General features: G+C 71.7%; 27 protein-coding genes and 1 pseudogene. 11 read left to right on the plus strand and 17 right to left on the minus strand.

The features are described from left to right. The first annotated feature begins 284 nt into the window (after positions 1–284). Entirely contained in the window at positions 285–527 is a 243-nt protein-coding gene (locus ACWDYJ_RS09995) for a DUF6296 family protein (protein WP_451565017.1), read from the plus strand. Positions 528–885: 358 nt separating this feature from the next. Next, positions 886–2,616, plus strand: a complete 1,731-nt coding sequence (locus tag ACWDYJ_RS10000) for a PP2C family protein-serine/threonine phosphatase (protein ID WP_451565018.1) — start codon at positions 886–888, stop codon at positions 2,614–2,616. A 111-nt stretch (positions 2,617–2,727) separates the two neighbouring features. On the opposite strand, the gene ACWDYJ_RS10005 is transcribed toward ACWDYJ_RS10000, so the two are convergent. After that, the gene (locus ACWDYJ_RS10005) at positions 2,728–2,931 is read right to left on the minus strand and encodes a cold-shock protein (protein ID WP_451565019.1); all 204 of its coding nucleotides are present in this window, start codon (positions 2,929–2,931) and stop codon (positions 2,728–2,730) included. Between the two features lie 238 nt (positions 2,932–3,169). Here ACWDYJ_RS10005 and ACWDYJ_RS10010 point away from each other — a divergent pair, with 238 nt between their 5' ends. Both ACWDYJ_RS10010 and ACWDYJ_RS10015 read left to right on the plus strand, forming a co-directional pair. After that, positions 3,170–3,541 carry a DUF4440 domain-containing protein gene (locus ACWDYJ_RS10010; RefSeq protein WP_451565123.1) on the plus strand — a complete coding sequence of 124 codons (372 nt, stop codon included), beginning with the start codon at positions 3,170–3,172 and terminating at the stop codon, positions 3,539–3,541. 58 nt (positions 3,542–3,599) lie between these two features. After that, positions 3,600–4,091, plus strand: coding sequence for a hypothetical protein (locus ACWDYJ_RS10015; protein WP_451565020.1), 492 nt, complete (start codon positions 3,600–3,602; stop codon positions 4,089–4,091). A 35-nt stretch (positions 4,092–4,126) separates the two neighbouring features. Here the strand turns inward: ACWDYJ_RS10015 and ACWDYJ_RS10020 are convergent, their stop codons facing one another. Next, positions 4,127–4,501, minus strand: coding sequence for a toxin Doc (locus ACWDYJ_RS10020; RefSeq protein ID WP_451565021.1), 375 nt, complete (start codon positions 4,499–4,501; stop codon positions 4,127–4,129). Between the two features lie 281 nt (positions 4,502–4,782). Continuing rightward, positions 4,783–5,193 (minus strand): YybH family protein, encoded by a 411-nt coding sequence (locus tag ACWDYJ_RS10025; protein WP_451565022.1) that lies wholly within the window; start codon positions 5,191–5,193, stop codon positions 4,783–4,785. A gap of 48 nt (positions 5,194–5,241) precedes the next feature. On the opposite strand from ACWDYJ_RS10025, the gene ACWDYJ_RS10030 reads away from it, so the two are divergent. Both ACWDYJ_RS10030 and ACWDYJ_RS10035 read left to right on the plus strand, forming a co-directional pair. After that, on the plus strand, positions 5,242–5,631 hold the full coding sequence (locus tag ACWDYJ_RS10030) for a winged helix-turn-helix transcriptional regulator (protein WP_451565023.1): 390 nt from the start codon (positions 5,242–5,244) through the stop codon (positions 5,629–5,631). Positions 5,632–5,943: 312 nt separating this feature from the next. Continuing rightward, positions 5,944–6,666: a hypothetical protein gene (locus tag ACWDYJ_RS10035; protein WP_451565024.1), complete on the plus strand. Its 723-nt coding sequence runs from the start codon at positions 5,944–5,946 to the stop codon at positions 6,664–6,666. A 22-nt stretch (positions 6,667–6,688) separates the two neighbouring features. Here the strand turns inward: ACWDYJ_RS10035 and ACWDYJ_RS10040 are convergent, their stop codons facing one another. The 4 genes from ACWDYJ_RS10040 to ACWDYJ_RS10055 all read right to left on the minus strand — a co-directional run bounded on the left by ACWDYJ_RS10040 (position 6,689) and on the right by ACWDYJ_RS10055 (position 8,762). Then, complete coding sequence (locus tag ACWDYJ_RS10040; protein WP_451565025.1) at positions 6,689–7,192, minus strand: hypothetical protein; 504 nt, start codon at positions 7,190–7,192, stop codon at positions 6,689–6,691. A gap of 1 nt (position 7,193) precedes the next feature. Then, positions 7,194–7,736, minus strand: a complete 543-nt coding sequence (locus tag ACWDYJ_RS10045) for a hypothetical protein (RefSeq protein WP_451565026.1) — start codon at positions 7,734–7,736, stop codon at positions 7,194–7,196. A 72-nt stretch (positions 7,737–7,808) separates the two neighbouring features. Further along, positions 7,809–8,162: a hypothetical protein gene (locus ACWDYJ_RS10050; RefSeq protein ID WP_451565027.1), complete on the minus strand. Its 354-nt coding sequence runs from the start codon at positions 8,160–8,162 to the stop codon at positions 7,809–7,811. Positions 8,163–8,207: 45 nt separating this feature from the next. Continuing rightward, on the minus strand, positions 8,208–8,762 hold the full coding sequence (locus ACWDYJ_RS10055; RefSeq protein ID WP_451565028.1) for a type 1 glutamine amidotransferase domain-containing protein: 555 nt from the start codon (positions 8,760–8,762) through the stop codon (positions 8,208–8,210). Positions 8,763–9,354: 592 nt separating this feature from the next. Here ACWDYJ_RS10055 and ACWDYJ_RS10060 point away from each other — a divergent pair. Then, the gene (locus ACWDYJ_RS10060) at positions 9,355–10,248 is read left to right on the plus strand and encodes an NAD(P)-dependent oxidoreductase (RefSeq protein ID WP_451565029.1); all 894 of its coding nucleotides are present in this window, start codon (positions 9,355–9,357) and stop codon (positions 10,246–10,248) included. 471 nt (positions 10,249–10,719) lie between these two features. On the opposite strand, the gene ACWDYJ_RS10065 is transcribed toward ACWDYJ_RS10060, so the two are convergent. From ACWDYJ_RS10065 to ACWDYJ_RS10075, 3 genes are all read right to left on the minus strand, one after another. Then, positions 10,720–11,514, minus strand: coding sequence for a family 43 glycosylhydrolase (locus tag ACWDYJ_RS10065; protein WP_451565030.1), 795 nt, complete (start codon positions 11,512–11,514; stop codon positions 10,720–10,722). A gap of 483 nt (positions 11,515–11,997) precedes the next feature. After that, positions 11,998–12,579 carry a hypothetical protein gene (locus tag ACWDYJ_RS10070; protein WP_451565031.1) on the minus strand — a complete coding sequence of 194 codons (582 nt, stop codon included), beginning with the start codon at positions 12,577–12,579 and terminating at the stop codon, positions 11,998–12,000. A gap of 87 nt (positions 12,580–12,666) precedes the next feature. Then, complete coding sequence (locus tag ACWDYJ_RS10075; RefSeq protein WP_451565032.1) at positions 12,667–13,512, minus strand: class I SAM-dependent methyltransferase; 846 nt, start codon at positions 13,510–13,512, stop codon at positions 12,667–12,669. An 88-nt stretch (positions 13,513–13,600) separates the two neighbouring features. On the opposite strand from ACWDYJ_RS10075, the gene ACWDYJ_RS10080 reads away from it, so the two are divergent. Both ACWDYJ_RS10080 and ACWDYJ_RS10085 read left to right on the plus strand, forming a co-directional pair. After that, positions 13,601–14,191, plus strand: coding sequence for a TetR/AcrR family transcriptional regulator (locus tag ACWDYJ_RS10080; RefSeq protein WP_451565033.1), 591 nt, complete (start codon positions 13,601–13,603; stop codon positions 14,189–14,191). Between the two features lie 121 nt (positions 14,192–14,312). Then, positions 14,313–15,434, plus strand: coding sequence for a hypothetical protein (locus tag ACWDYJ_RS10085; protein WP_451565034.1), 1,122 nt, complete (start codon positions 14,313–14,315; stop codon positions 15,432–15,434). Here the strand turns inward: ACWDYJ_RS10085 and ACWDYJ_RS10090 are convergent. After that, entirely contained in the window at positions 15,408–15,611 is a 204-nt protein-coding gene (locus ACWDYJ_RS10090) for a DUF5990 family protein (protein WP_451565035.1), read from the minus strand. The two genes, ACWDYJ_RS10085 and ACWDYJ_RS10090, sit on opposite strands and share 27 nt — an antisense overlap. Positions 15,612–15,825: 214 nt before the next feature. Between ACWDYJ_RS10090 and ACWDYJ_RS10095 the strand changes: the two genes are divergently transcribed. Then, positions 15,826–16,704 (plus strand): trypsin-like serine protease, encoded by an 879-nt coding sequence (locus tag ACWDYJ_RS10095; RefSeq protein ID WP_451565036.1) that lies wholly within the window; start codon positions 15,826–15,828, stop codon positions 16,702–16,704. Here the strand turns inward: ACWDYJ_RS10095 and ACWDYJ_RS10100 are convergent. The 3 genes from ACWDYJ_RS10100 to ACWDYJ_RS10110 form a co-directional block, all read right to left on the minus strand. Beyond that, positions 16,626–17,240: a hypothetical protein gene (locus tag ACWDYJ_RS10100; RefSeq protein WP_451565037.1), complete on the minus strand. Its 615-nt coding sequence runs from the start codon at positions 17,238–17,240 to the stop codon at positions 16,626–16,628. The two genes, ACWDYJ_RS10095 and ACWDYJ_RS10100, sit on opposite strands and share 79 nt — an antisense overlap. 211 nt (positions 17,241–17,451) lie before the next feature. Continuing rightward, positions 17,452–17,889, minus strand: coding sequence for a GNAT family N-acetyltransferase (locus ACWDYJ_RS10105; RefSeq protein WP_451565038.1), 438 nt, complete (start codon positions 17,887–17,889; stop codon positions 17,452–17,454). 87 nt (positions 17,890–17,976) lie between these two features. After that, positions 17,977–18,504 carry a hypothetical protein gene (locus tag ACWDYJ_RS10110; RefSeq protein ID WP_451565039.1) on the minus strand — a complete coding sequence of 176 codons (528 nt, stop codon included), beginning with the start codon at positions 18,502–18,504 and terminating at the stop codon, positions 17,977–17,979. A gap of 95 nt (positions 18,505–18,599) precedes the next feature. Here ACWDYJ_RS10110 and ACWDYJ_RS10115 point away from each other — a divergent pair. After that, positions 18,600–19,082 (plus strand): annotated as a pseudogene (locus ACWDYJ_RS10115) (LuxR C-terminal-related transcriptional regulator); the annotation flags it as partial. Positions 19,083–19,095: 13 nt separating this feature from the next. Here ACWDYJ_RS10115 and ACWDYJ_RS10120 read toward each other — a convergent pair. The 3 genes from ACWDYJ_RS10120 to ACWDYJ_RS10130 form a co-directional block, all read right to left on the minus strand. Further along, positions 19,096–19,893 (minus strand): hypothetical protein, encoded by a 798-nt coding sequence (locus ACWDYJ_RS10120; protein WP_451565040.1) that lies wholly within the window; start codon positions 19,891–19,893, stop codon positions 19,096–19,098. Positions 19,894–19,903: 10 nt separating this feature from the next. Beyond that, positions 19,904–20,101, minus strand: coding sequence for a hypothetical protein (locus ACWDYJ_RS10125; RefSeq protein ID WP_451565041.1), 198 nt, complete (start codon positions 20,099–20,101; stop codon positions 19,904–19,906). Between the two features lie 177 nt (positions 20,102–20,278). After that, complete coding sequence (locus tag ACWDYJ_RS10130; protein WP_451565042.1) at positions 20,279–22,024, minus strand: glycoside hydrolase family 6 protein; 1,746 nt, start codon at positions 22,022–22,024, stop codon at positions 20,279–20,281.

Here is a 22,024-nt window from a genome sequence, read left to right on the forward strand (position 1 = left end):
AGGGACAGGGTCAGCAGGGCGTACACGCCCTGGCTGAACAGACCGCTCGCGGGCGGCCGCGTCTCGGCGCTGCCGAACCAACCGGATCTGCCGTCCTGCGTGGATCTGCGCACGCCTCGGCGAGAACGGGGCCGTCACACGGCCCTGGGTCCCGGCGGTCATCACCCGGTCGGACCCCGATTCCGCGTGGTGCGGCGTCTCATCGCGGCCCATGGCCCAGGTTGATACGCAGACACCCTTCGCGTGCCGCGCGCCCTCGCGGCGACCGGATCTGGAGGTACACGGTGACCGATGACCGCGGGGATCGATACGAGCTGGTGTTCGATCTTGGTGAGTCCGGGGCGGCAGAGGACACCGTCATCGTCTCGCGCACCCCGCAGACGGGCCCCGGCGGCCATCCCGTCTACGCCGACGAGACCGGCATCATCCGTGCCGAGATCAGCGATCAGGGCGAGGTGCGGATGCTGGCCTCGGGGGGCCGGCAATCGCCGACGCGCCCGGTCCAGGCCCGCCGACCCGCCCACTGATCCCGCGCCGGGGCTTTCGCGGTCGGCTCGGTTTCGAGGGTGGGGATACCGGTAAGGCGCAGTACGTCCAGCCGGCGTTCCGGGCGGGTGAGCCGGAACGCGGGCGAGGGCGGCAGGGCGTGTCCGGCAGGCCGTAAGTCCTTCCGGCGCAGGCCGGACGGCCTCTGCGGCCACCTGGTGCGCGTGGGCCGCGGGCCAAGCGGGCAGGTGGGCGTTCGTGCAGCCGTGAAACCGACGGAAGGAAGGCACTGTGCACAGTCGCACCATCCCCACCACTCCTGACCGGGCTGCGCACGGGCGTGCTCGCCCCGTAGCCGCGGTGGCACAGTCGGTGCCCGCTTCCGGCCGGTGATGACACATGAGCCCCTTTATCCCCCAGGACGCCCACACGCTCAAGCAGGTCCTCGCCCGCCAGGTGAAAGCCCTGCGGGAGGCAGCCAGCCACGACGCGGGAGTACGGCTCGAGGAGGCTCGTGCGCGGGTCGGCGTTCAGGCGGCGGACGACGAGAGGGAGACGTGTGCGTGCGGTGGTGGGAGAGCCGGGCACGGCTGCCGTGACGAGGGCGACGGCGACGGGTACGACCCGTGGGCGTGCGTCTGTGCGACCCTGCCCGCCATACCGCTGTCGGCCGCGCTGCTCACACCCGTACGCGACGAGGCCGGCCGGACCGTCGACTTCACGGTCGAGGCCGGCAACCACATCCGCTCGGCCGAGTGGCTGGAGGCGCCTGACCGCCAGATCGGCCGGCGGCTGCTCGACGTGCAGCCGGGCGCCGCGTCCGGCGGGCTCGTCAGGGCCCTGGACTCCGTACTGAGCACCGGCCGAGCCCTCAGGGCGTACGCCCTGGACTACACGGAGCGGCGCAGCGACGGCCTGCACCGTACGAAGCTCTTGTACGACGCCGCGGCCTGCGGCGGCAAGGTGCTGGCGACGTGGCGGGCCGCCCGCAACCGCACGGAACTGCTCTCCCTCGACGCGCAGTACATCGCTTCCATGGGGTGGGGCACCTGGGACCTGCTGTCCGGCGAGGTCACGTGGTCGGAGGGGCTGTCGTCGATCTTCCGCAGCGACGCGGGCCGGCCTCTGTCACTCGCCGAACTGAGCGACACCGTCCTCGCGGAGGACGTACCGCGCTTCGCGAAGTTCCTGCTGGCGCTGGTCGACGGGGAGGAGCCGCCCGGAGCCGAGATCCGCTTCAGTGTGCTCGGTGAGGTGCGCACCCTTCACCTGGTGGGACATCCCGTGATCGCGACCGACGGGCTTCCGTGGTCGGTCCACCTCATCGCGCGCGATCTGACGGCCCAGGTGCACAGTCGGCAACGGCTCGCCGCGACGCGCAGGCAGACGGAGTCGCTGCGTGAGGAGGCGGCCGCCGAACGGCGGGTGGCCTCCGCCCTGCGGGAGGCGCTGCTGCCGACGCACTCCGCCGAACTCGCCCAGGCGGGCCTGTCCGTGGCGGCCGCGTATCTGCCGGCTGAAACGGACGCGGCGGTGGGCGGTGACTGGTACAAATGCCGGCTGCTGCCGGACGGCCGGATCCTGCTCGCGATAGGCGACGCTTGCGGCCACGGACTGAGTGCGGTCGCCCGGATGGCGCAGCAGCGGCACGCCCTGGCGGGTCTGGCGCACGCACCGGGCACCCATGCGGGCCAACTGACCACCTGGCTCAACGAGCTGCTGTGCGCCGACCCGGCCGCCGAGACGGCGACCGGCGTCATCGGGCACATCGACACCGGGCGGCGATTGCGCTGGGCGTGCGCCGGCCACCCCGCGCCGTTGCTGCTGCGTGACGGCGTGGCCTCGGCGCTGGACACGGCGCACCGGGGCCCGCTCTTCGGGCTGCTGCCCGGGCACGAGTACGAGACCGCGACCGTGGCCCTTCACCCCGGAGATCTCCTGCTGCTCTACACGGACGGCATGGTCGAGCGGCGCGGCGAGGACATCACCCACGGTATAGACGTCCTGCGCGAAGTGCTGCTGACCTGCGGCGGGCTCAGCCCGCAGAAGACCCTCGACCGCATCATGGACGCGTACACGCTGGAGGACCACGAGGACGACGCCTGCGTGGTGGCCCTGGGCGTCAACTGACCCGCCCGTCCCTCGGCCCCGCCCGCGCCCTGCCGGCCGTGCCCCGCACGACTCCGAGGGAGTCCAGGGCGCGGTCGGAAAGGGAGCGGGCCGGGGCCAGGGCCGGGACGGTCAGGCGCGGACGATGTTCTCCGCCTGGGGGCCCTTCTGGCCCTGCGTGACGTCGAACGTCACGGCCTCGCCCTCCGTCAGCTCGCGGTATCCGTTGCCGGAAATGTTGGAGTAGTGGGCGAAGACGTCCGGTCCGCCTCCTTCCTGGGCGATGAAGCCGAAGCCCTTTTCGGAGTTGAACCACTTCACGGTGCCGCTGGCCATACTCATCCTTCTGTCCAAGACAGCGGGTGACCCGGGCTCGGACCACCCCGGCGCTCATTCACAGGCGCCCGACCACCTTCCTCCCCCGCCGGCCGGGCACCTACACCCGGCGACCTGAGAGAACTTCGCACGGGACTGGAGCTTGCCGACACGCCGGCAGTGGGCGACGATCAGGCGCGAGGCGTTCACCGTGGGAGGGATACCCGTGTCCGACGTCCAGGCCGAACTCGACCAGCTGATGCGCACCTTCCTCGGTGCGTTCACCAATACCGGCGGCAGCCGGCCGCACGTCGACGTTGTCCGTGAGGTGTTCATTCCGCAAGGAATGATCATCAAGAACGTCGGGGACGAGCCCGTCGTCTACGACCTCGACGCGTTCGTGGAGCCCCGGCAGAGGATGCTCACGGACGGGACGCTGACGGAGTTCTCCGAATGGGAAGTCGCCGAGCGGACCGAAATCCTCGGCTCGATCGCGCACCGGTTCAGCGAGTACCGCAAGTCCGGTTTCCTCGCCGGCGAGTGGTTCGAGGGCTCCGGACGCAAGACCACCCAGTTCGTCCGAACGCCTGCCGGCTGGAGGATGAGCTCGATGGCCTGGGAAGACGTGTAGGGCGTCACCGCATGAGCGACGCGGGAACCGGCACCGTGGGCCCGGCGTCGTACTGATCATGATTGCGGATGCGGAAGAGCTGGCCGGCGACTGGGAGTCGATCTGGCAGGGGTACTTCCTGGGGGAGCCGGACGAGACCTTGCTGGCCTGTGTGGAGCAGTTCCGCGTGGCGCGGGCTGCCGTGCCCCAGGATCCGGATGTGACGGCGTTCTTCACGATGGGGCTCGTGTTGATGTACGGCCATGCGGTGTGGGAGGCCGATCCCAGCGTGGCGAACGCGGCCGCGGCAGCGCTGCTGGACGCCGCTGAGGATCCGGCCGCCACGAACCGTGCCTGCGGTCACGAGGTCCATCCGTGCGACGACGGTGACCTCGAGGGGCAGTTGGGCTCCTTCGAGGTGCTTCTGTCGCTGCTGGCCGGGAACTCGGAATACGAGTGGGAGGACCTCGACGGGAAGGGCGACGCCCCCGAGCCGGAGTCCCGCTGGCGCTGCCCGCGCAACATGGCGGGCTTCGCTCGATGGGCAGCGGCGGCGATCCGTCGGACGTGACCCCTTCGGCAGGGGCCGGAACGTCGCCGCGACGTTCAGATACGCCAGGTACGGATCCGGTCGGCCGCTTGGTAGACCCCCGCCCCGCGGGCCCGGATGTCGCGGACCAGTTCCACCAGGGCGCCGTACGGGGGGTCGATGCCTTCGCCGGAGGCATGCATGTAGGCGACGGCGACCTGGCAGGCGTACAGGGAGTTGCGGTACGGGAGGGGTTCCAGCCGTACGAGGGTGTGCATCAGGGACGCCGCCCGCCAGGCCGCGTCCGGCTCGGCGGCGGCCGGGCGGGGGATGCGGGTCTTGTGGCGGGATACCGCGGCGACGAGGGCCGAGTAGTCGGCCACGGTGACGTCTTCGGGGACGGCCTGTTCCTGAATGTCGAGCAGCCAGGCGATGTCGATGTAGAGCACCATCAGGCGGCGGCTCCCCGCTCGCCGGCGGCCGGGGGGACCTCGTCGGGGCATGCCTCGTCGGTGGAAGAGGTGTTCATGGACGGCATACCCCGACGCTCCCTACTCGGTACCTTCCCGGCCGGGGCTCCGCTCCGTGGAGGCGCAGCCACAACTCGGCCGGTGTAACAGGAGTATCACCCCGCGACCCGGACGACCGGCGCTTGCCGGTTCAGGCTCACCGGGCGGCGGGATGTGCGGGCAGCGTGTTCGAAGCCGGTTGAGCACGGTGCCCTACCGGGGCGTCAGCCGGAGGCCGCTCCGAACGGGTTGTCGATGGCATAGCGCCACAGTCCGTCCGCTCCGCGTCGGGCCACATCGGTGGCGGTTCCCCGCAAGTGCACGGGCACTCCGTCGGGCCCGGTACCGTCGATGGTCCAGTCGACGATCAGCAGGGCGAGATCGCCCGTAGTGTACGTGTGTCGGGGACGCACCTCGATCGGCAGGCCCAGTGCGAGGAAATCCTCCGTGGCCGAAGCCAGCGAGGCCCCCGTCACGGGCGCTCCCGGCCTGGGGACGAAGACGGCTTCCGCCTCGTACACCTGCCGGACGGCCGCCGGATCGCCGCTGTTGAAGGCCGCGGCGAACACGGCGGGGTGTTGCCCGGGGTCAGTGGTCAGGGAAACATGAGGTGCGTGATCGCGTTCGATGTTCATGGCGGCAGCGAAGCCGACCGCGCAGTGGCTCACCAAACGGAAAGTCACGTGGACGGGGGTGGCTGGGACGCCGAGTTGGTGCCGGACGCCGACGGCAGGACCCGGCGTCCGGAACCGCACTGCCCGGTCGAGCTCGCGCTCGCGGCGGTGTCCGGCCGGTGGACGACGCTGGTGCTGCGCGAGCTGATGCACGGGCCGTTCTCCTTCGGGGACCTCGCCGCCCGGCTGCCGGAGATCAGCCCCAAGGTGCTGACCGAGCGGCTGCGCACGCTCGAAGACCGCGGCCTCGCCGCCCGGGAGCGGCTCTCCGGCTTCCCCGCCCGCACGCGCTACCGCCTCACCCCGACCGGCTGGGCGCTGCGGCCCCTGCTGATCGAGCTGTACCGGACCGGGGCCGAACTCGCCTCGCGTACGGCCGCCGGCGAGGAGAGCGCGTAAGCGGGTCGGGTGGCGGCTTGGCCGTCGAGGGCGCGGGTAGCATGCCAGGGCTCGACTGGAGCTGCGACGGGGGTAGAACGCGTGAGTACGTACAACGGTGGGGGCGGCGGATACCCGGGGCCGCCGGGTGGCGGCAGCGGCCCCGCGCCATGGCCCGGCCACACACCACCTCCGGGTGTCCCGCCCGTGCCACCGCAGGGGTACCCGTATCCGCCTGCCCCACCGTCGGGGTATCCGTACCCGTATCCCTACCCGCCCGTGCCGCCGCCGCCCGCTCCGCGGGGGCTGACGCGGCGCCAGAAGCTCGTCCGGATGGTGTTCAACCCCCTGTACGCCGCCCAGCGCGTCTTTCGCCCCTCACGCCCCGGCATCGTCCAGGACCCCACGGTGCGGGGGCTCCAGGTGTGGCGGACGGTGGCGGGCCTCGCCGCGTGGCTCTCGCTGACGCTCACGTACTCGGCCATCAGCAGCGCGCAGGACGTCGAGGCGGTCGCCAACGACCGCTTCAACCAGAGCTGGGTCAGCGTTCTCGTACTGGCCTGCACCTTCCCCGTCGTGGTCGGCGCGTTCGTGGCCCTCACCCGTGGCGGGATGCGCCGTGTCTACCTGCTGCGGGCCCTGCGCTCACTCGGAGCGGTGGTGGCTCTGATGGCTTCCATGGCGACCTTCCCTCTCGCCATGGCGCCGGACGCTCAGGGACTGCGTGACGCCGTCGGCCTCCCGGGAAAGATCGTCCTGGGCGTGATGTGTCTGTGGTCGCTCGGATTCGCCCTCTACGGCATCGGACTGTCGCTCGTCCACGTCTTCCGCACCGCTGACATCCACGAGCTGGTGGCGCCGCTGCTCGCCACCACGCTGGTGTGGGAGATGGCGGCACTGGACCTGATCACCGGCGCCTACGCCCAGGTTCCGCCCGCCGCTCGCCTCGTCTTCATCCTGGGCGCGCCCGTCACCGTGACGGCCCTGTCCTGCTGGGAGGTCCACCGGCTCCGCCGCCACCACGGCTTGTCCGTACGGGGGGCGCTGCGCCCCTGAGAGCCGGTCGGGCACTCCCCCGTCAGGTCTTGAGGAGACGGTTGAAGAACGAGCGGTAGTGCTGCAACGCCAGCCGCAGATCCTCCGTGGCGACCTCGTCGCCGCGGTCCCACTGGCCCTCCAGCCCCTTCTTCCGGTCCGAGAATGTCCGCGCGAGGGTCTGCATCACCTCGGCGACCAGCATGTCCGCGGACTTGACCGCGTCCTGCGGATCGTCGACGAACCGGCCCTGGATGTCACTCCACGTCGCGCGGTACTCCTGCGCCTCCTTGCTGTCGAGAAGCGGCTCCTCCTCGCCGTCGGGCTCGGAGCGGGCCTCCTCCCCGGCTTGGTCTCCGGTCTGGTCCCCGGTCTGGTCCCCGGCGATCGTTTCCTCGTCCGCCCCCGTGTCGCGCTCCTCGTCCGGCCCTGTCGTGGCCTCTCCCGGGTAGACCGCGCTCTGCTCCGTCGTATCCGGGCGGGCGAGGTCCTCCGTGGTCAGACCACCCTCACCGGGGAGGGCATCGGGGTCGCCATGGTCCTGCATGTCATCGGCCTCCTTGCTCGCTGAGCAGCTCGTCGAACAGGGCGCGGTAGTGCACCATCGCCCCGCGGAGCTCCTCCGTGGTCGCCTTGTCCTCACCGCTGCGCACCTTCACGTCGTGCGCGGCGCGGTAGTGCTTGAGGGTGCTGCCGTGTTCCACCGACAGGTCCCGCAGTTGGTCCTCGTAGCCGTCGGTCGGATAGCCGCGCTCCCTCATCAGGCGCGCCACCAGATCGTCGGCCTGCGCGACGGCCCCGTCCGGACGGTCCACGAAGCGCTCCTGGACGTTGCTCCACTCGTCCGCGTAGTGGCGGCGGCGCTCGGGCGGGAGCTCCTTGATGTCGAGCTCGGCGTGGCGCTCCTCGCGGGCGCGCAGCTCGCGCTCGGCGGCCAGCCGGCCGCCTTCCTCATCGACCGTGCGCGTGTACTCGGCTCCGAACCGGTCCTGCAGGCGCCGTCGGCGCGACAGCGCCCACAGGCCCACGGCGAGCGCGATCAGTACGAGCGCCGCGGCGACGATGATGGCAATGAGCGTGCCTGTTGACATGGGGGCCTCCATTCGGGGCCTCGTCGGTTTGGTGTGCGGCTGCCCAGGGCTTCGCGCGACAAACCTCGCAGGTCAGCCGGATCGGACCCAGAGCTGGACGTCCTTCTCCTGGTCTCCCGCCGCTGTACCGCCCATGTCGATCGTGAAGGCCTCGGCCAGTGCGGCGAGCACCTGGTCGACCGCGCGGTAGCCGCCCTGGAGCCCGACGCTCACGCGGCCGTCGAGATGCGCGGGAGCGGCCGGCTCGCGGGGCCTCGCCACGTCGAGTGTCGCGGTCCACACCGTGGCCCGGCCTCCGGTGCCGGGCCGCGAATCGGCGTGGAAGGCGTGCTCCAGCACGTCCAGGACGGTACGGCCGGCCTGCTCGGAGCAGTCACTGACCGCGACCGCCACCTCTTCGGAGGGCTGTCGCGAGGCGCTGGTCATGGGAACTCCCTGTTCTTGCCTTCCCGGGCTTCCTCGGGCGTGGCATCACTGCGGCTCGTCCTGCTGCCCGTCGGCGAACTCCTTGACGAAGGTCCGGCAGAACGCGTCCAGATCATCCGGCTTGCGGCTGGTGATCAGGGCGGCGCTCCCGGCGTGGCAGACACAGACCTCCTCGTCCACCCACGTGCCGCCCGCATTGCGGATGTCGGTCGCGAGGCTGGGCCACGAGGTCAGGGTCCGGCCGCGGACGACGTCGGCTTCCACGAGCGTCCAGGGGGCGTGGCAGATGGCCGCGACGGGTTTGCCGACGGTGAAGAAGTCACGGGTGAAGCCGACGGCCCGCTCGTCCATCCTCAGGGCGTCGGGGTTGGCGACGCCGCCCGGGAGCACGAGTGCGTCGAAGGCGTCCGCGGTGTCACCGGCCAGGACGTGGTCGACGGTGTAGCTGCCCGCCTTGTCGAAGTGGTTGAACGCGCGGACCCGGCCGGGGGCGGTCGAGACCAGCTGGGGGTTCCAGCCCGCGGCGAGTACGGCCTTCCAGGGTTCGGTGAGTTCGATCTCCTCGACGCCCTCGGGCGCCGTAAGGAACGCGATGCGCACCTTCGGTCACTTCCTTCGGTTCCTTCAGTCGGGTGGTTCCGGACGTGTTCGGGCGGCTGCTGGGCGTGGTCGGGTCCGGTTCACCCCTCGTACGGGTTCCTCGTACCGGCCTGTGCGCCGTCACACGGTGCGCCTGCCCGGCCCGGAGCGCCTCAAGCGGTGTGGGGACGGGACGCCGCTGTGCGCGGTAGCCGCCGCCCGCCGGGCTGTCCCCGCTCCGGGCGGCGGGGCCGCGCCGCGTCCTGCGCAGTGGCGGCTGCCTGTTCGGGACGATCACCCTCCGCCGAGGCGTAAAGCGGTGGACAGCCCTGCGGCGCCGGCGAGCATCTCCGCGATGAACATCGAACCCGTCTGCCGCGCCCTGGATCACGCGGGCCGATCGTCTTCGAGGTCCCGGCAGACGCGATTGGCCCGGTACCCGGCTACGTGGAGGCCGCCGCCGCGTTCGTGATCGGGGTGTGGTTCGCGGGCGGCGACCCCCGCACGGTGCTGCCGCCGATCGAACACGTGTTGACCTGAAGTGCGGTTGAGCTTTTAGCGTGGGATTCCAGGCGGCCACGGGGCCATGACCACGCGTACGAGGGAGATTTCAATGACTGATGTGTCAGGACGCGACGAACGACGGCCGGGCGTCACCGTGATCGGTCTGGGAGAGATGGGCTTCGCGCTCGCGAGCGCCTTCCTGAACGGGGGCCATCCGACCACGGTGTGGAACCGGAGCCCGGGAAAGGCCGACGCCTTGGTCGCCAACGGCGCCGAGCGGGCTGCGACCGTGCGCGATGCCGTCGCCGCCAGTGCGCTGGTGGTCGTCAGCGTGAAGGGCAACGCGACGGCCCGCGAGCTGTTGGAATCCTCGGGTGAGGCGCTGGCCGGCCGCGCCGTGGTCAACCTGACGGACGGTACGTCCGCCGAGGCCAGAGTTCTGGCCGAGTGGGCCGAGCAGCAGGGGGCGGAGTACCTCCACGGCCAGATCATGACGATCGCCCCCGGCGTCGGCGCCGCGGAGACGGTGGTGTTCTACGGCGGCTCCCGCGCCGTGTACGACCGCTACCGGCCCACGCTCCGGCTGCTCGCCGGCAGGGGGGCCCTCATCGCCGACGACGCCGGCCTACCGCCCCTGTACGGGATGGCCGTGCACGGCACCATGTGGGGCATGCTCAACGGCTTCCTGCACGCCGCCGCGCTGCTGTCCAGCGAGGGCATCGGGGTGGAGCGGTTCCTGGACGACGCGGGCGCCTTGCTCTCCGCCCTGCCGGCGTCCTTCCCGGGGATCGCGGGCGAGGTCGACCGGGGCGGGTACGCGACCGAGTACGGGGCGCTCCAGCACCACCGGCCGTCGGTCGAGGACCTGGTCCACGAGAGCCGGGCACGCGGCATCGATGCCGGATTCCCGGCCTACACCCTCGAACTCGTCAACAAGGCCATGGCGGAAGGACATTCCAACGACAGCTACTCACGTCTGATCGAGCACTTCAGGAAGCATTGAGGGTCCTCTCCGCGATACCGGTCCCCTCGGCCGCCTGCCCTGCGGCCGAGCCGGCAGCGGTATTCGCGTGTCGACTCCTGCTCCGGAGTGGTCTGTTGTCACCGCCGTCCGCGAGCGGTTTCCCCCACCGCCTACACTCATCCAGCCAAACCGAAAGCGCCTGGGCACGATAAGGGGAGCCAGAAGTGACCACCGACAGTGAAGCGCCGATATACGCCCAACTCATACGGGAGCGTGGTGACGTTCCCGGCCAGGTTCGCCGCGAGGCGGAGCAGATCCATCAGCACCTGGCACGGGTGATGATGGCCCCTGCTCCTTGGGCTGTGAACGGTGGAGGCAGGCGATAGGGCGTGAGGTGCGGGCGTCGGGCTCCTTCCCTTGCCTCGGCGCCCCGGCTGCGGGCCGGTCACGGCAGTGCGGAAGCGGGCCACGACCGTGGTGGCCTCGGCCCGCTTCACCCCCTCGGGCCGGTCAGCGCGGTGTCAGGACCAGGTCTGGTACGTGCTTCTGGCTGTGGCTGCCGCACGGGAAGGTGCGCAGATGGGCTTCGGAGCGCTCGTCCAGGCAGCGGCCGGTCGCCTGGTTCTTGAATTCGACGGCGCCGTCGAAGGAGTCCGTCGTCATCAGGGGCACGGGCGCCTTGGTGTACGGGCCGGTGAGGGTGGCGGCCACCGCGTAGCCGACCTTGTAGTGGTCGCCGTCGTAGGAACCGGCCGAGTAGAGGAGTACGTAGCGACCGTCGCGCTTGACGAGCATGGGCGCCTCGACGGTCCCCGCTTCCCAGTCGAGGTCCTGACCGATGAGAGTGACGGGGTCGCCGGTGATTCGGGTGCCGTCCCGGGAGACGGGCTGGAGGTGGAGCCCCGTGCTCAGACGGCAGCAGTTGCCGTCGTTCTTCCAGAGCAGGTACCGCCGGCCGTCCTCCTCGTAGCTGGAGGCGTCGATGGCACCGCCCTGGGCGAGCGGGCAGACCAGCGGCCCCTGACCGGCCGGCCGGAACGGCCCCTGGGGCGAGGAGGAGGGCGCGACGCCGATGCACTGCTTGCCGCCGGCCCGGTCGCGGGCGGTGTAGTGCGGGGTGAAGCCGTCGCCGTTGTCGAAGACCTCCGGCGCCCATACCTTCCTGCGGTCGGGATCCGCCCAGTCCCCGACCGCGGGCAGGGCGTCCGCGTGGGCCGTCGACCAGTGGGTCAAGTCCTCGGAGGTGGCGTGCTGCACGTACTTGCCGTCGCCGTTGGTGGCGTACGCGTGGTAGGTGCCGCCCACCTTCACGATGTCGGGGTCGGCGAACTCCCGGTCGAGGACCGGTCCCCCGGTCCGGGCCGAAGCCGAGGCGGGGACGGGGGTGGCGACGAGGGCGAGCGCCGCGGTGGCGCCCCGCGGCCAGGACCGCGCAATGACGCGCGACCCGCCGCACGGCTGCGTGGAACACGTGGACTTCTCTCCTTCGGCTGATGGTGAGCTCGGGGAGACAGGCCGCCGGCATGGGTGTAACGCCCCACCGGCCCCGGCACGCATCGGGCGTCACCCGTACGGGTGGTCGCAGCGGCCGGGAGCCGCGCTCGGCGCAACCGACCCGACCGGCGACAGCCGCACCACGTACGGCCAGGGCATGGCAGGGCATCGCACGGGTAGGCGCTTTTTACGGGGTGCGGCCTGGCCACCCGGCCGCGACGGGGCCTCACCCCGTTGGCCCCCGCCCCGCTCCGGCGAGGCGAGGGCCGCCGACAGCGGCGTCCTCTTCGCGCCCTACCGATCCGGTGGGCGCCTTCCGCGGGCCATCACCGCGCTGAGGGCGAGGAGGAGGACTGCGAAGAGGGCGGGTTTCCATGGCGCGGTCTCGCCCTCCACCGCCGGTGACACCCGGCGCCGGGGGTCGTAGGCGACCTCGACCTCCTCACCCACGGCGGCAAGGGGCCGGTCGTCCTTGAGCTCGGCGGGGTAGCCGCCCGGGCAGGCCAGCACGAGGCGGTACACGGTCTTCGGGGGCGGACCGCCCTCGCCGTAGGAGCCCTGAAGCGTGTCGTGGACCTCGCGTACGACGCAGGTGGCGACTTCCGTGCGCGCCGACGCCTGATCCGCGCTCGCCACGGTCAGCAGCAGTCCCAGGGCCAGCAAGACAGCCCCGAAGAGGGCGCCGCTACCGGCGACCAATACGAAGTACGCGACGCAGGCGCCGACGAGCAGCAGCGCTCCGCCCGCCACCGCGACCGCGACCGGCGGTGACGAGGGACCCGCGAAGCACCAGTGGGCCCAGCCGTACACGGCCACGGCGGCGACGGCGGGCAGGGCCGCGACGAACCGCCGCGTCCGCGGTTCCCTCTCCGGCACGAACACCACCCCCGGAAGAGGGGACGCTCCTCACCCCGCTCTCGGTTTCACGTCTTCGGGGCCGGATCGGGCCCGCGGCGGCGACGCTCAGCGCGGCCGGCCCGCGGTGACCAGCCAGGACGAGCTGCGCAGCCGTACGGCGCCGCCGCTCTCGTACGGGCGCAGCGCGTCGGCGAGCGTCCGGTGGGCGCGTTCCCGCTGTTCGGGCCCGACCTGGTCGAGGAGGTGGCGCCCGGGGCCGGAGTCCAGCAGGAACGCGGCCGCCTCTTCGGCGTCGCGCCCCCAGTCCCCGTACGCCTCGACCCGTACCGCTCGGGCCGCCTCGAAGCCCGCGGTCGACAGGATCCGCAGGGGGCGGTAGCGGTCGGCGAAGGAGAACATGCCCGGGGCTCCCGGGGCGCCGAACTCCCCGATCGGCAGGATGCCGCGCAGCGAGGCGAGGGCCTGGAGCCACTCGTTGCCCTCGGCTTCCGCCGCGCAGATGAAGGCCAGGCGCCCGCCCGGGCGCAGCGCGCGCCCGATGTTCGTGAAGGCGGCCACGGGGTCGGCGAAGAACATCACCCCGTACCGGCTGACGGCCACGTCGAACGCTCCGGGGGTGAAGTCGTGGACCTGGGCGTCGCCCTGGGTGAAGGTCACGTTCTCCAGCCCTTCCCGGTCGGCGCTCGCGCGGGCGCGCTCCAGCATCGGGGCCGACAGGTCCAGGCCCAGGGCGCCGCCTTCGACGGCCTGGCGGGCGGCCAGGCGCGTGGTGCGGCCGGCGCCGCAGCCGATGTCCAAGACCCGTTCGCGGGCGCCGATGGAGGCGGCGTCGAGGAGGGTTGCGTTGAAGCCGTCGTTGACCGCGTCCCAGCGGTCCTGGTGACGGGCCCAGTGAGTGCCCTCGTAGCCGTTCCACGCCTGGGCCTGATCGGTGTTGACGAGGTGATCCATCGGGTGCCTCCGCGCCTAGAATGGGCAAGTGCCCAAAGAGTATGGGCGTACGCCCATACTCGCAACCGACAATCAGTGATGAGGTCTTATGTCACCGCGTGGAGTGGCGATCCCCGATCTTCGAGAGCGGCTGTTCGCGGCCGCGGAACGGGTGGTGGCCCGAGACGGCGCGGCCGCGCTGACCAGCCGTGCGGTCACGGCGGAGGCGGAGTGCGCCAAGGGGGTCCTGCACACGCACTTCGCCGGACTGGACGAGTTCGTCGCCGAACTGGTCCTCGACCGCTTCGCCCGCAGCGCCCGGCACGCGCGGGGGCTGGCCGCCCGGGTGGGGCAGGGCGGCGTCGCCGACAATCTGGCCGAGGTCGCGCTCGCGCTGCTGGACTCCCTGGATCCCGCGGTCGTCGGCCTGGCCATGACCCGCCCCGGCGCCTCCCTGCACACCCGCCAGGCGCTGCGGTCCGGCGCGCCGGGATTCGCCGCCATGCAGGAGGCGATCACCGCCTACCTGGAGGCCGAACTGCGCCTCGGAAGGGTGGCGCCGGATGCCGATGCGGCCACGATCGCGCTCGCCCTGGTCGGCACGGTGCACCACCTGCTGATGACACGCAGCCCCGACGTCCCGACGGATCCCCGGGAGACGACCGAGCGCCTGGTGGCCGCTCTGCTGCGGAGCGTCTGAGGAGTGCCGGCCGGCCGGAAGCGGTCTGTACCATTCCGGCCTCGTCCGTCCCCTTTCGAAGGCAGCATGAGCACGCACGCTCACGCATACGCACCCGTACGTACGACCCAGGGGGACCCACATGAGGAAGACCATGGCCGCCATCGGTGCCGCGGTCGCGCTGGCCGGGCTGGTCACGGCCGCCGGACCGGCCACGGCGAACGCCGCCGCGCGCTGCGAGCCCGCGCTGACCGCGCTGGGGGCGCTGCCCGGCACCGAGGTGTCCTGGCCGAAGGAGGGCGTACGCGCCCTCGGCCGCGGCGCCCTGTCGGTCGGCTCGTCCCGGGGCAAGGCGGTCTACTGGACCGGCACCGCGGTGCACCGGGTTCCCGTCCCCGACAGCCGGGCCGAGGGCGAGCTGGTCGGGGTGAACCAGAACGGTCTGATGACCGGCCGGTACCGGCCCTACGGCACCACGCACCAGGTGGACTTCACCTACCGGGCGGGCGACGCCTCCGTCACCGAGCTGCCCGGCGCCACGCAGTGGAGCGGCGGTCTGGACGTCAACGACGCGGGCCGCGTGGTCGCGGGAGGGTACGGCGACCGATCCATCCGGGTCTACGCCGACGGGGCGGTGGAGCGCACGCTCACCATTCCCGAGGAGCTCGGCCCGGACACGTACGTCCTGACCATCGGCGGGATCAACTCCCGCGGTGACGTGGTCGCGACGGTGCAGAGGGTGGAACCGGACACCGGTGGACGGGTCGAGGAGTCCTACCCCGTTCTGTGGCCGGGGGACGGGAGCGCGGCGCAGGTCCTCCCGAAGGCCGGCGGCGGCCACAACACCAGCTGGGTGACGGACATCGCGGCCGACGGCACGATCGTGGGCAGCGACTGGTACGGGCCCGGCTACCAGTGGACGCCGTGGGTGTGGACCAGCCCGCCCGGCACCCCAGGCACCTCGCCGGGCCGGCTGAGCACCCACCCGTACGCGAGTCTCGACGGGATCAGCCCCTCGACCGGTGTGGCCGTCGGCACCGCCCGGTTCCACCCGGAGGACGCCGCGAACGGGGCCGACCAGGCCGTGCTGTGGCCCGGCTCGGGGCCTCTGCTGGCGCTGCCCCGGCTGTCGGCCGGGAAGGCCACCGAGGCCGTCGCCATGTCCGACGACGACCGGGCGGCCGGCAGCGCCGTGACCGCCTCCGGCCAGACCCGGGCCGTGGTGTGGAAGTGCGCCTCACGTCAGGCTCACCTGCCGGGCTGACCGGCACGGGGGGGCGTCCGCGGCCGTATCCACGGCCGGGGGCGTCGAGAAGCTCCGCCGCCGGTCCCGGCGTTGCACCGCGACGTGGATGCCGGTGTAGCCCGGGAAGCCGGAGCCGGCCGCGCAGGTGCGGCCCGGCAGGTCGGTTGCTTCGATGCGGATCCGCATGAGGTTCATCCTCTACCCGACTTCGCGCCGTCGCCGCGCCGGGCCGCGCCGCCCCGGGCCGCGCCGACCGCAAATCCTCCCCAAGTTCCCTTCTTCAACAGGACATCGGTCAAGCGAGGACCAAAGATCCCCGGCACTCTTGCCGCACGGCCCGGCGACCGCTTCACTGTCGATCGATCACCCCACAGGAGAACCCCCGCCCCACGACTTCGAAGGGTTTGCCTTGACTGCCGTCCCCCTACGCCTGAGTGCCGTCACCGCCGCCGCCTGCGCGCTCGTTCTCGGCGCGGCTCTGCCGTCCTCAGCGATCAACTCGTACAACGCGACCCCCGCGCCGGAGCGCACCGAGGTCGGTGCCCTCGTCGCCACATGGGACAACGACGACGACCCCGCGACCCCGGACCGGGTCGACTGGGTCTGCTCCGGCACCATGATCGACGCGGACACCTTCCTGACGGCCGCGCACTGCACCACCGACTGGCCGGCGAACGTGAGGTTCTACGTCTCCCTCGACCAGGACGTGCAGGCCGGCCTCGACAAGGCCGGCGCCGAGCACCCCGGCGACCCGGCGGCCGTGGCGCGGGCCGTCGCCGTGGAGGGCGCCGCCCACAACCACCCGGCGTACCCGGGCCCCGCTTCCGATAACCACGACATATCAGTCATCGAGCTGCCGACCGCCCAGGTCAAGGCCCGCTGGTCCTTCACCCCCGCCACGCTCCCGAAGGCCGGAGCGCTCGACGCGCTGGGCCCGCAGGGGCTGCGGGACACGCCGTTCTCCGTCACGGGGTACGGCACCCAGGAGGCCGTACGCGGCCCCGGCGGCCACACCCACCCCGGCGGCGGTGTCCGCATGAAGGCACCCGTCACCTTCAACGCCCTCAACGACGCCTGGGTCCGCCTGGCCATGACCGCACCCCAGGGCAACGGCGGGGCCTGTTACGGCGATTCGGGCGGGCCGAACTTCGCCACCCTGGGCGGCAAGCACACCCTGGTCGCCACCACCATCACGGGTGACGGCCCGTGCTACGCCACCAACGTCTCGTACCGCCTGGACACCCCCGGCGCCCGCGCGTTCCTGTCCCCCTTCGCCAAGCTGCCGTAAGCGGGGCGCTCCCGCACGGGTGGGGTGCCACCGGACCTCGTGTCCGGTGGCACCCCGTCCCGCAGTACGTCCTTGGTCATCAGGCGGGAGTCGGTGTAGCAGAGCCGGTAGACGTCGACCTGGTCCAGGAGGTTGGTGTTCGAGCGGTAGAACTCGCACACCGTGCCGGGTGGTGCGGGCTGTGCCCTCATGATGTCCGGTACGTAGCGGAACTGCCTGTTCGGCGACGACGCGCTGTCGCTGCTCCAGGCCCCGCGCCCGCTCCCAGCCGTCACGGACCAGGCGAGGCGGGCCTGCCGGTAGCGGCCTGCCAGCCAGGGCACCACCAGGGCCAGGGGCAGCATCGACACCGCGTAGAACCAGTACACGGCGCCGACGCGCAGTACGGCGCACAGCGCGAGGTCGACCGTCATGCAGGCGCCGAACAGCAGGAGCACGGGCTTGGTCGCGGCCGATCTGACGCCGAGCAGGTACGTCAGCGCGCCCAGCGCCAGCAGGTACGGGCTTGCCGTGGGCGTGGTCCCGGCCATGCCCACGGCGCACAGTGTGTTAGCAGGAACACGGCCGCGCCAGGGCGCCTGCGGCTGCCGGGAACCGCCACCGCCAGGGTCAGCAGGGGCAGGAACAGCATAGCGGGCCCGGGCGGTCTGTTCCCAGTACGCGAAGAAACCGGAGCCCGACAGCGTGGCCCACAGGGCCACGTCGCGGATGACGGTCCCGGCCGCGTTCGCGTCGCCGGCCTCGCGCTCACCGGGCCTGCGGGATCAACCGGGCCATCCCGACCGACGCGGGCGCCGTCTCGACGAAGCCGAACTGCGCGTACATGTGCCGGGCATCGCCGTCGGCGATCAAGGAGACGTACGTCCCTTCCGGCGCACGGCGCTCCAGCTCCGCGGAGAGGTCCGCCATGATCAGCTTGCCGAGGCCTCGGCCCTGGTGGGCGGGGAGCACGCAGATGTCGACGATCTGCAGAAAGCATCCGCCGTCCCCGACGACCCGTCCCATGCCCACCGTTTCGGCGCCGTGCTCGACCGTCACGCAGTACCAGGAGTTCGGCAGTCCGATCGCCGAGCCTTCCACGCTCTTCGCGCCGAGCCCGGTCTCACCGCGCAGCCGCCGGTACGTCTGGACGTCCGGCACTCCGGGGCGGATCTCGTAGGCCGCGTTCCCATTCCCGCTGGTCATGCCTGTCGTTCCTGTCTGTGGGGTGTGCGAGGTAAGACGGTTCATCATGCCGGGTGGTCCCGGCGAGAGCGCATGCGACGGCCTCGTTCAGGCGTCGCGCCGGCGCAGGACGAGACGGCCGGCCAGGTGGGCGGCGACCGTCCAGGCAACCACGATCAGGATCGCGGCCGATGGCGGGTAGGGGGCGCGGCCGTCGTTCAGCATGAGATGGCCGCCCGCGGTCTGCGGGAGGTAGCCGTTGACCGCCAGGAGGAGAGGGCCACCCAGCGCGGTGCACATGCTCGGGAGCACGGAGATCAGGACGATGACCGCCGGGAGTGTTCCGGCGGCCGTCCGCAGGGCGAAGGACACTCCCACGGCGAGTACGGCGATCAGGGCGCAGTAGAGGCCCATCGCCAGGGTCTGGGCGATCGCCTTGCCCGGGTCGAGGGCGGCGTGCCCGCGGAAGGGTGTCCAGGCCACGGCCATGCCGAGGACGGCGAACAGGACTCCGGCGGCGAAGGCCACCGCGGCGGCCACGAGAGATTTGGCCAGGTGCACGTGGTTCCTCACCGGCACCCACAGCAGCGAGGTGCGTACGCTGCCCGTCGCGTACTCGCTGGTCACCATGGCCATCGCCAGCACGGCGACGGCGAACTAGAAGGTGAAGACTCCCGTGACCAGCACGCCTGCGATCAGGCACGCGTACGGGGCACGGAGGGACCACGCGGCTCGACGGCATCGCCGCGGCCCCGCCGATCCACCGCGACCTTCCCGGTACGGCAGTGATCATGCTGACCACCTTCGGCGAGGACGAGTTCATCACACGGGCCCTGCGGGAAGGAGCCAGGGGCTTCCTGCTCAAGGCGGACGACCCCAGGGAACTCCTGACCGGTGTGCACGCGGTGGCCGCGGGAGGCGCGTACCTCTCGCCGAAGGTGGCCGCGCGGGTCATCGCCGGACTGCGCGACGGCCGTCCGGCGGGCGCGATGCCGCCCCGGTGCCCGGTGGGGCTGCTCACCGAGCGGGAGAACGAGGTCCTGGCACTCCTCGGGACCGGGCTGTCCAATGCGGAGATCGCCGCGCGCCTCCAGCTGGTCGAGGGCACGGTGAAGGCGCACGTCAGCGCGATCTTCGGAAAGCTCGGCGTACGCAACAGGGTGGAGGCGGCGATCGCCGCCCACGAGGCGGGTCTGGGCGGGCGCGACCGCTGATCGCCACCTCCGGTCAGCGGCGGCGGTAGAGCGTGAGGCGGTCGGTGTGGCCCAGCCAGCGAACCGTCAGCGGGCAGGTGGCCCGGGCGACCCAGTGGCGGCGCAGTTCGGCGAAGAAGGCGGCATCGGCGCACATCCCGCCGGGGCCCTCCCCGACATACAGGAACACCTCTCCGCGGTAGGCGCGCAGGGCCTGCGCCGCCATGGGGTCCGCGGGCGGGGGCCAGACGAGCAGCAGGGCGCGGTCGGGGTGGCGGCGTACGGCATCGGCTGCCGTGTGCCTTTGGACGGTGGTGTAACGGAAACCGTGCGTGAAGCCGTTGGCCTCGACATCATGGAGATCGGTGGCGACGACGTCGAGGCCGGCGACCGACAACTGACGTGCCCAGTAGCCCGATCCGGCCCCCACTTCCAACAGACTTGAGCCGTCGGTGACTTCGCGGATCCAGCGCAGCGCCGACGCGGTGACCACTGCCCAGCTGTAGAGCCCGGCGAGGTCGCGCCGGCGCAGCATCAGCGGGGACGCGGACCGTTCCCCCGGCAGGTGGTCGAAGACCTCGATCACCGAGCCGCCGGATCCTTGCGAGCGCAGGGCGGGGTACCACAGCAGCGGCACCATCTGCGGATTCCGGTCGGCGAAGAGGACGTCCTGCTCGGGGAGCAGCTCCGCCAGGGACCGGAACGGGTGGCCCCAGCCCGGGAACGTCACCGTCGGCCGTGCTTCCCACATCCGCTGCAGCCGGGTGGAGAGCTCGACCAGCCTCTCCACCACGGGCAGATCGGCCACCGCGGTGGCCGGCCGGTCGCTCATGCCGGGTCGGCTATCCGTGTTCGACCACGGCGAGGTCACTGCCGGCGGCCGGGGCCACGGGGGCGGAGAGCATGCCCATGTGCGCGACGACGGTGATGCCGTCCTGGTCGTCCGGCGCGCCCAGGCCGGCGGCACCGGCGGTGGCCGCGCCGGTGAGAGCGACGACAGCGGCCGCGACGACGGCGGCGTTGCGAGTGGTCGGGTTCATGCGTGATCCCCCATGAGTCTTGCGGCAGATGAGAACTGATGTGCGGAAAACAGCTTACATAGCCGCTCACTTGGGGATACTCGCGCGGCGCCCGGCAGCGCTTCGCCCCCGCCCGCGGCCGGCTGCCGCGGGCAGGGGCTCGGCGGCCCTTCCCTGAGTCAGGTCAGGTCGGGCGGGTCAGAGCGCCGGGTAGGCGTTCTTCATCAGCTCCTGGAACTGGGTGGAGAACCACTTGCCCGACAGGGGCGCGTTCGGCAGTGCCCCGGACATGTGGTTGTTGTTCCTCGGGTTGCCCGTGTACGTCGGGTCGCACATCCGGTCGAAGCCCTTGCCCTCGTCGTTCGGGATCTGCGCGCTCGACCCGTCCGACTCGCCCGGCGGCTTGACCCACACGTACGCGTCGATGCCCGCGGCCGGAGCGGCCTGCGGCCGTTCTCCGAGGCCCGCGCCCGCCTGGTTGCACCAGTTGCCGAGGTGGATGCGCCGGTCGTAGCGGCCTCCGTCCACGAAGGTGTCGACGGTGGTCCGGGCTCCGGGGCCGGCCGGGCGGGCCGTGCCGCCCCAGCCGTTGCGGGAGGTGTCGATCAGCATGCCGAGGCCGGGGTCGAAGCCGATCGAGACCAGCTTGGCCCGCATGGCCTGGGCGTAGGAGAGCTCGTCGGTGTACCGGTTCCAGTCCACCCACTTCGACTGGCGTACGGAGACCCCGTTGACGCTGTCGTCGATGGTGAAGTGGTTCTCCTTCAGCGCGCTGTAGTTGGCGGTGTTGACGATGAAGCCGTGCACCTTGCCGATCGTGGAGCCCTCGGCGGTCGCCGCCTGCTTGAAGAGGTCCGCGGAGGGCCCGAAGTTGTCGTCCCAGCCCAGCCAGCCGTGGTGGCCGGCGTCCACGTAGTTGTAGACGTTGCCGACCGCGCCCAGCTTGTTCAGCGCGTACCCGACGCCCTTGATGTAGTTGCCGTTCGCCTTCATGACGTCGCAGTTCGGCGTGGCGGTCGGGCGGGGGGTGGTGTTGGTGACCAGGTTCGGCAGCGAGTCGATCTCGACCGTGGTGACGATCCGCAGGCCCGCGTACTTGGGGTCGCCGAGGATCGCGGCGATCGGGTCAATGTACTGCGTCTTGTACTTGTCGATCTCCGTCGCGCCGAGTTCGCCGTTGGAGGCGAGCGCCGCGCAGTCCCGCCCGGGCAGGTTGTAGATCACCAGCTGGACGGCGAGTTCGCCGCTGCCCTTCTGCTTCAGGGCCTCGTCCAGGTGGGCGCGCAGGCCCATGCCGCCGCCGACGCCCGCGATGGCGGCGGTGCGGTCCAGCCATACGGCGGTCGGCTGGTTGGCGATCCTGCTGCCGCCGGGCTCGGCCGCGGCCTTCGCCGACCACTCCGGGTTCACGTAGACCTTGGCTCCGGCGTACGGGTTGTCGACGCGGCTGCCGGCCGGGGGATCCGTCGGCGGGTCGGTCGGTTCGGTCGGGCCGGGGGTCGGGCCGGGGCCGCCGTTGCAGGTGACTCCGTTCAGCTTGAACGTCGCGGGGACGGCGTTGCTGCCGCTGTACGAGGCGTTGAAGCCGAAGGACGCGGAGGCGCCGGTGGCGAGGCTGCCGTTGTACGAGACGTTCTTGGCGGTGACGGCGGTCCCGGCCTGGGTGACGGCCGCGTTCCAGCCCTGGGTGACCTGCTGGTTGCCGGCGTAGGACCACTCCAGCGTCCACGCGCTCACCGGATCACCGGTGTTGGTGACGGTGACGTCGGCGCCGAAGCCGGTGTTCCACTGATTGGTGATCTTGTAGGCGACGGTGCAGCCCGGTCCGGCGGCTCCCGCCGGACCGCTCAGGGCGGTGGCGGTGGCGCCGGCCGCGGCGATCAGGGTGCAGGCGGCCAGCAGCGCGGTGCGGCGCCGGGGAGGTGCGGTGGTCGTGCGGCTCAT

This window comes from Streptomyces sp. NPDC003042 (genome assembly GCF_053591315.1).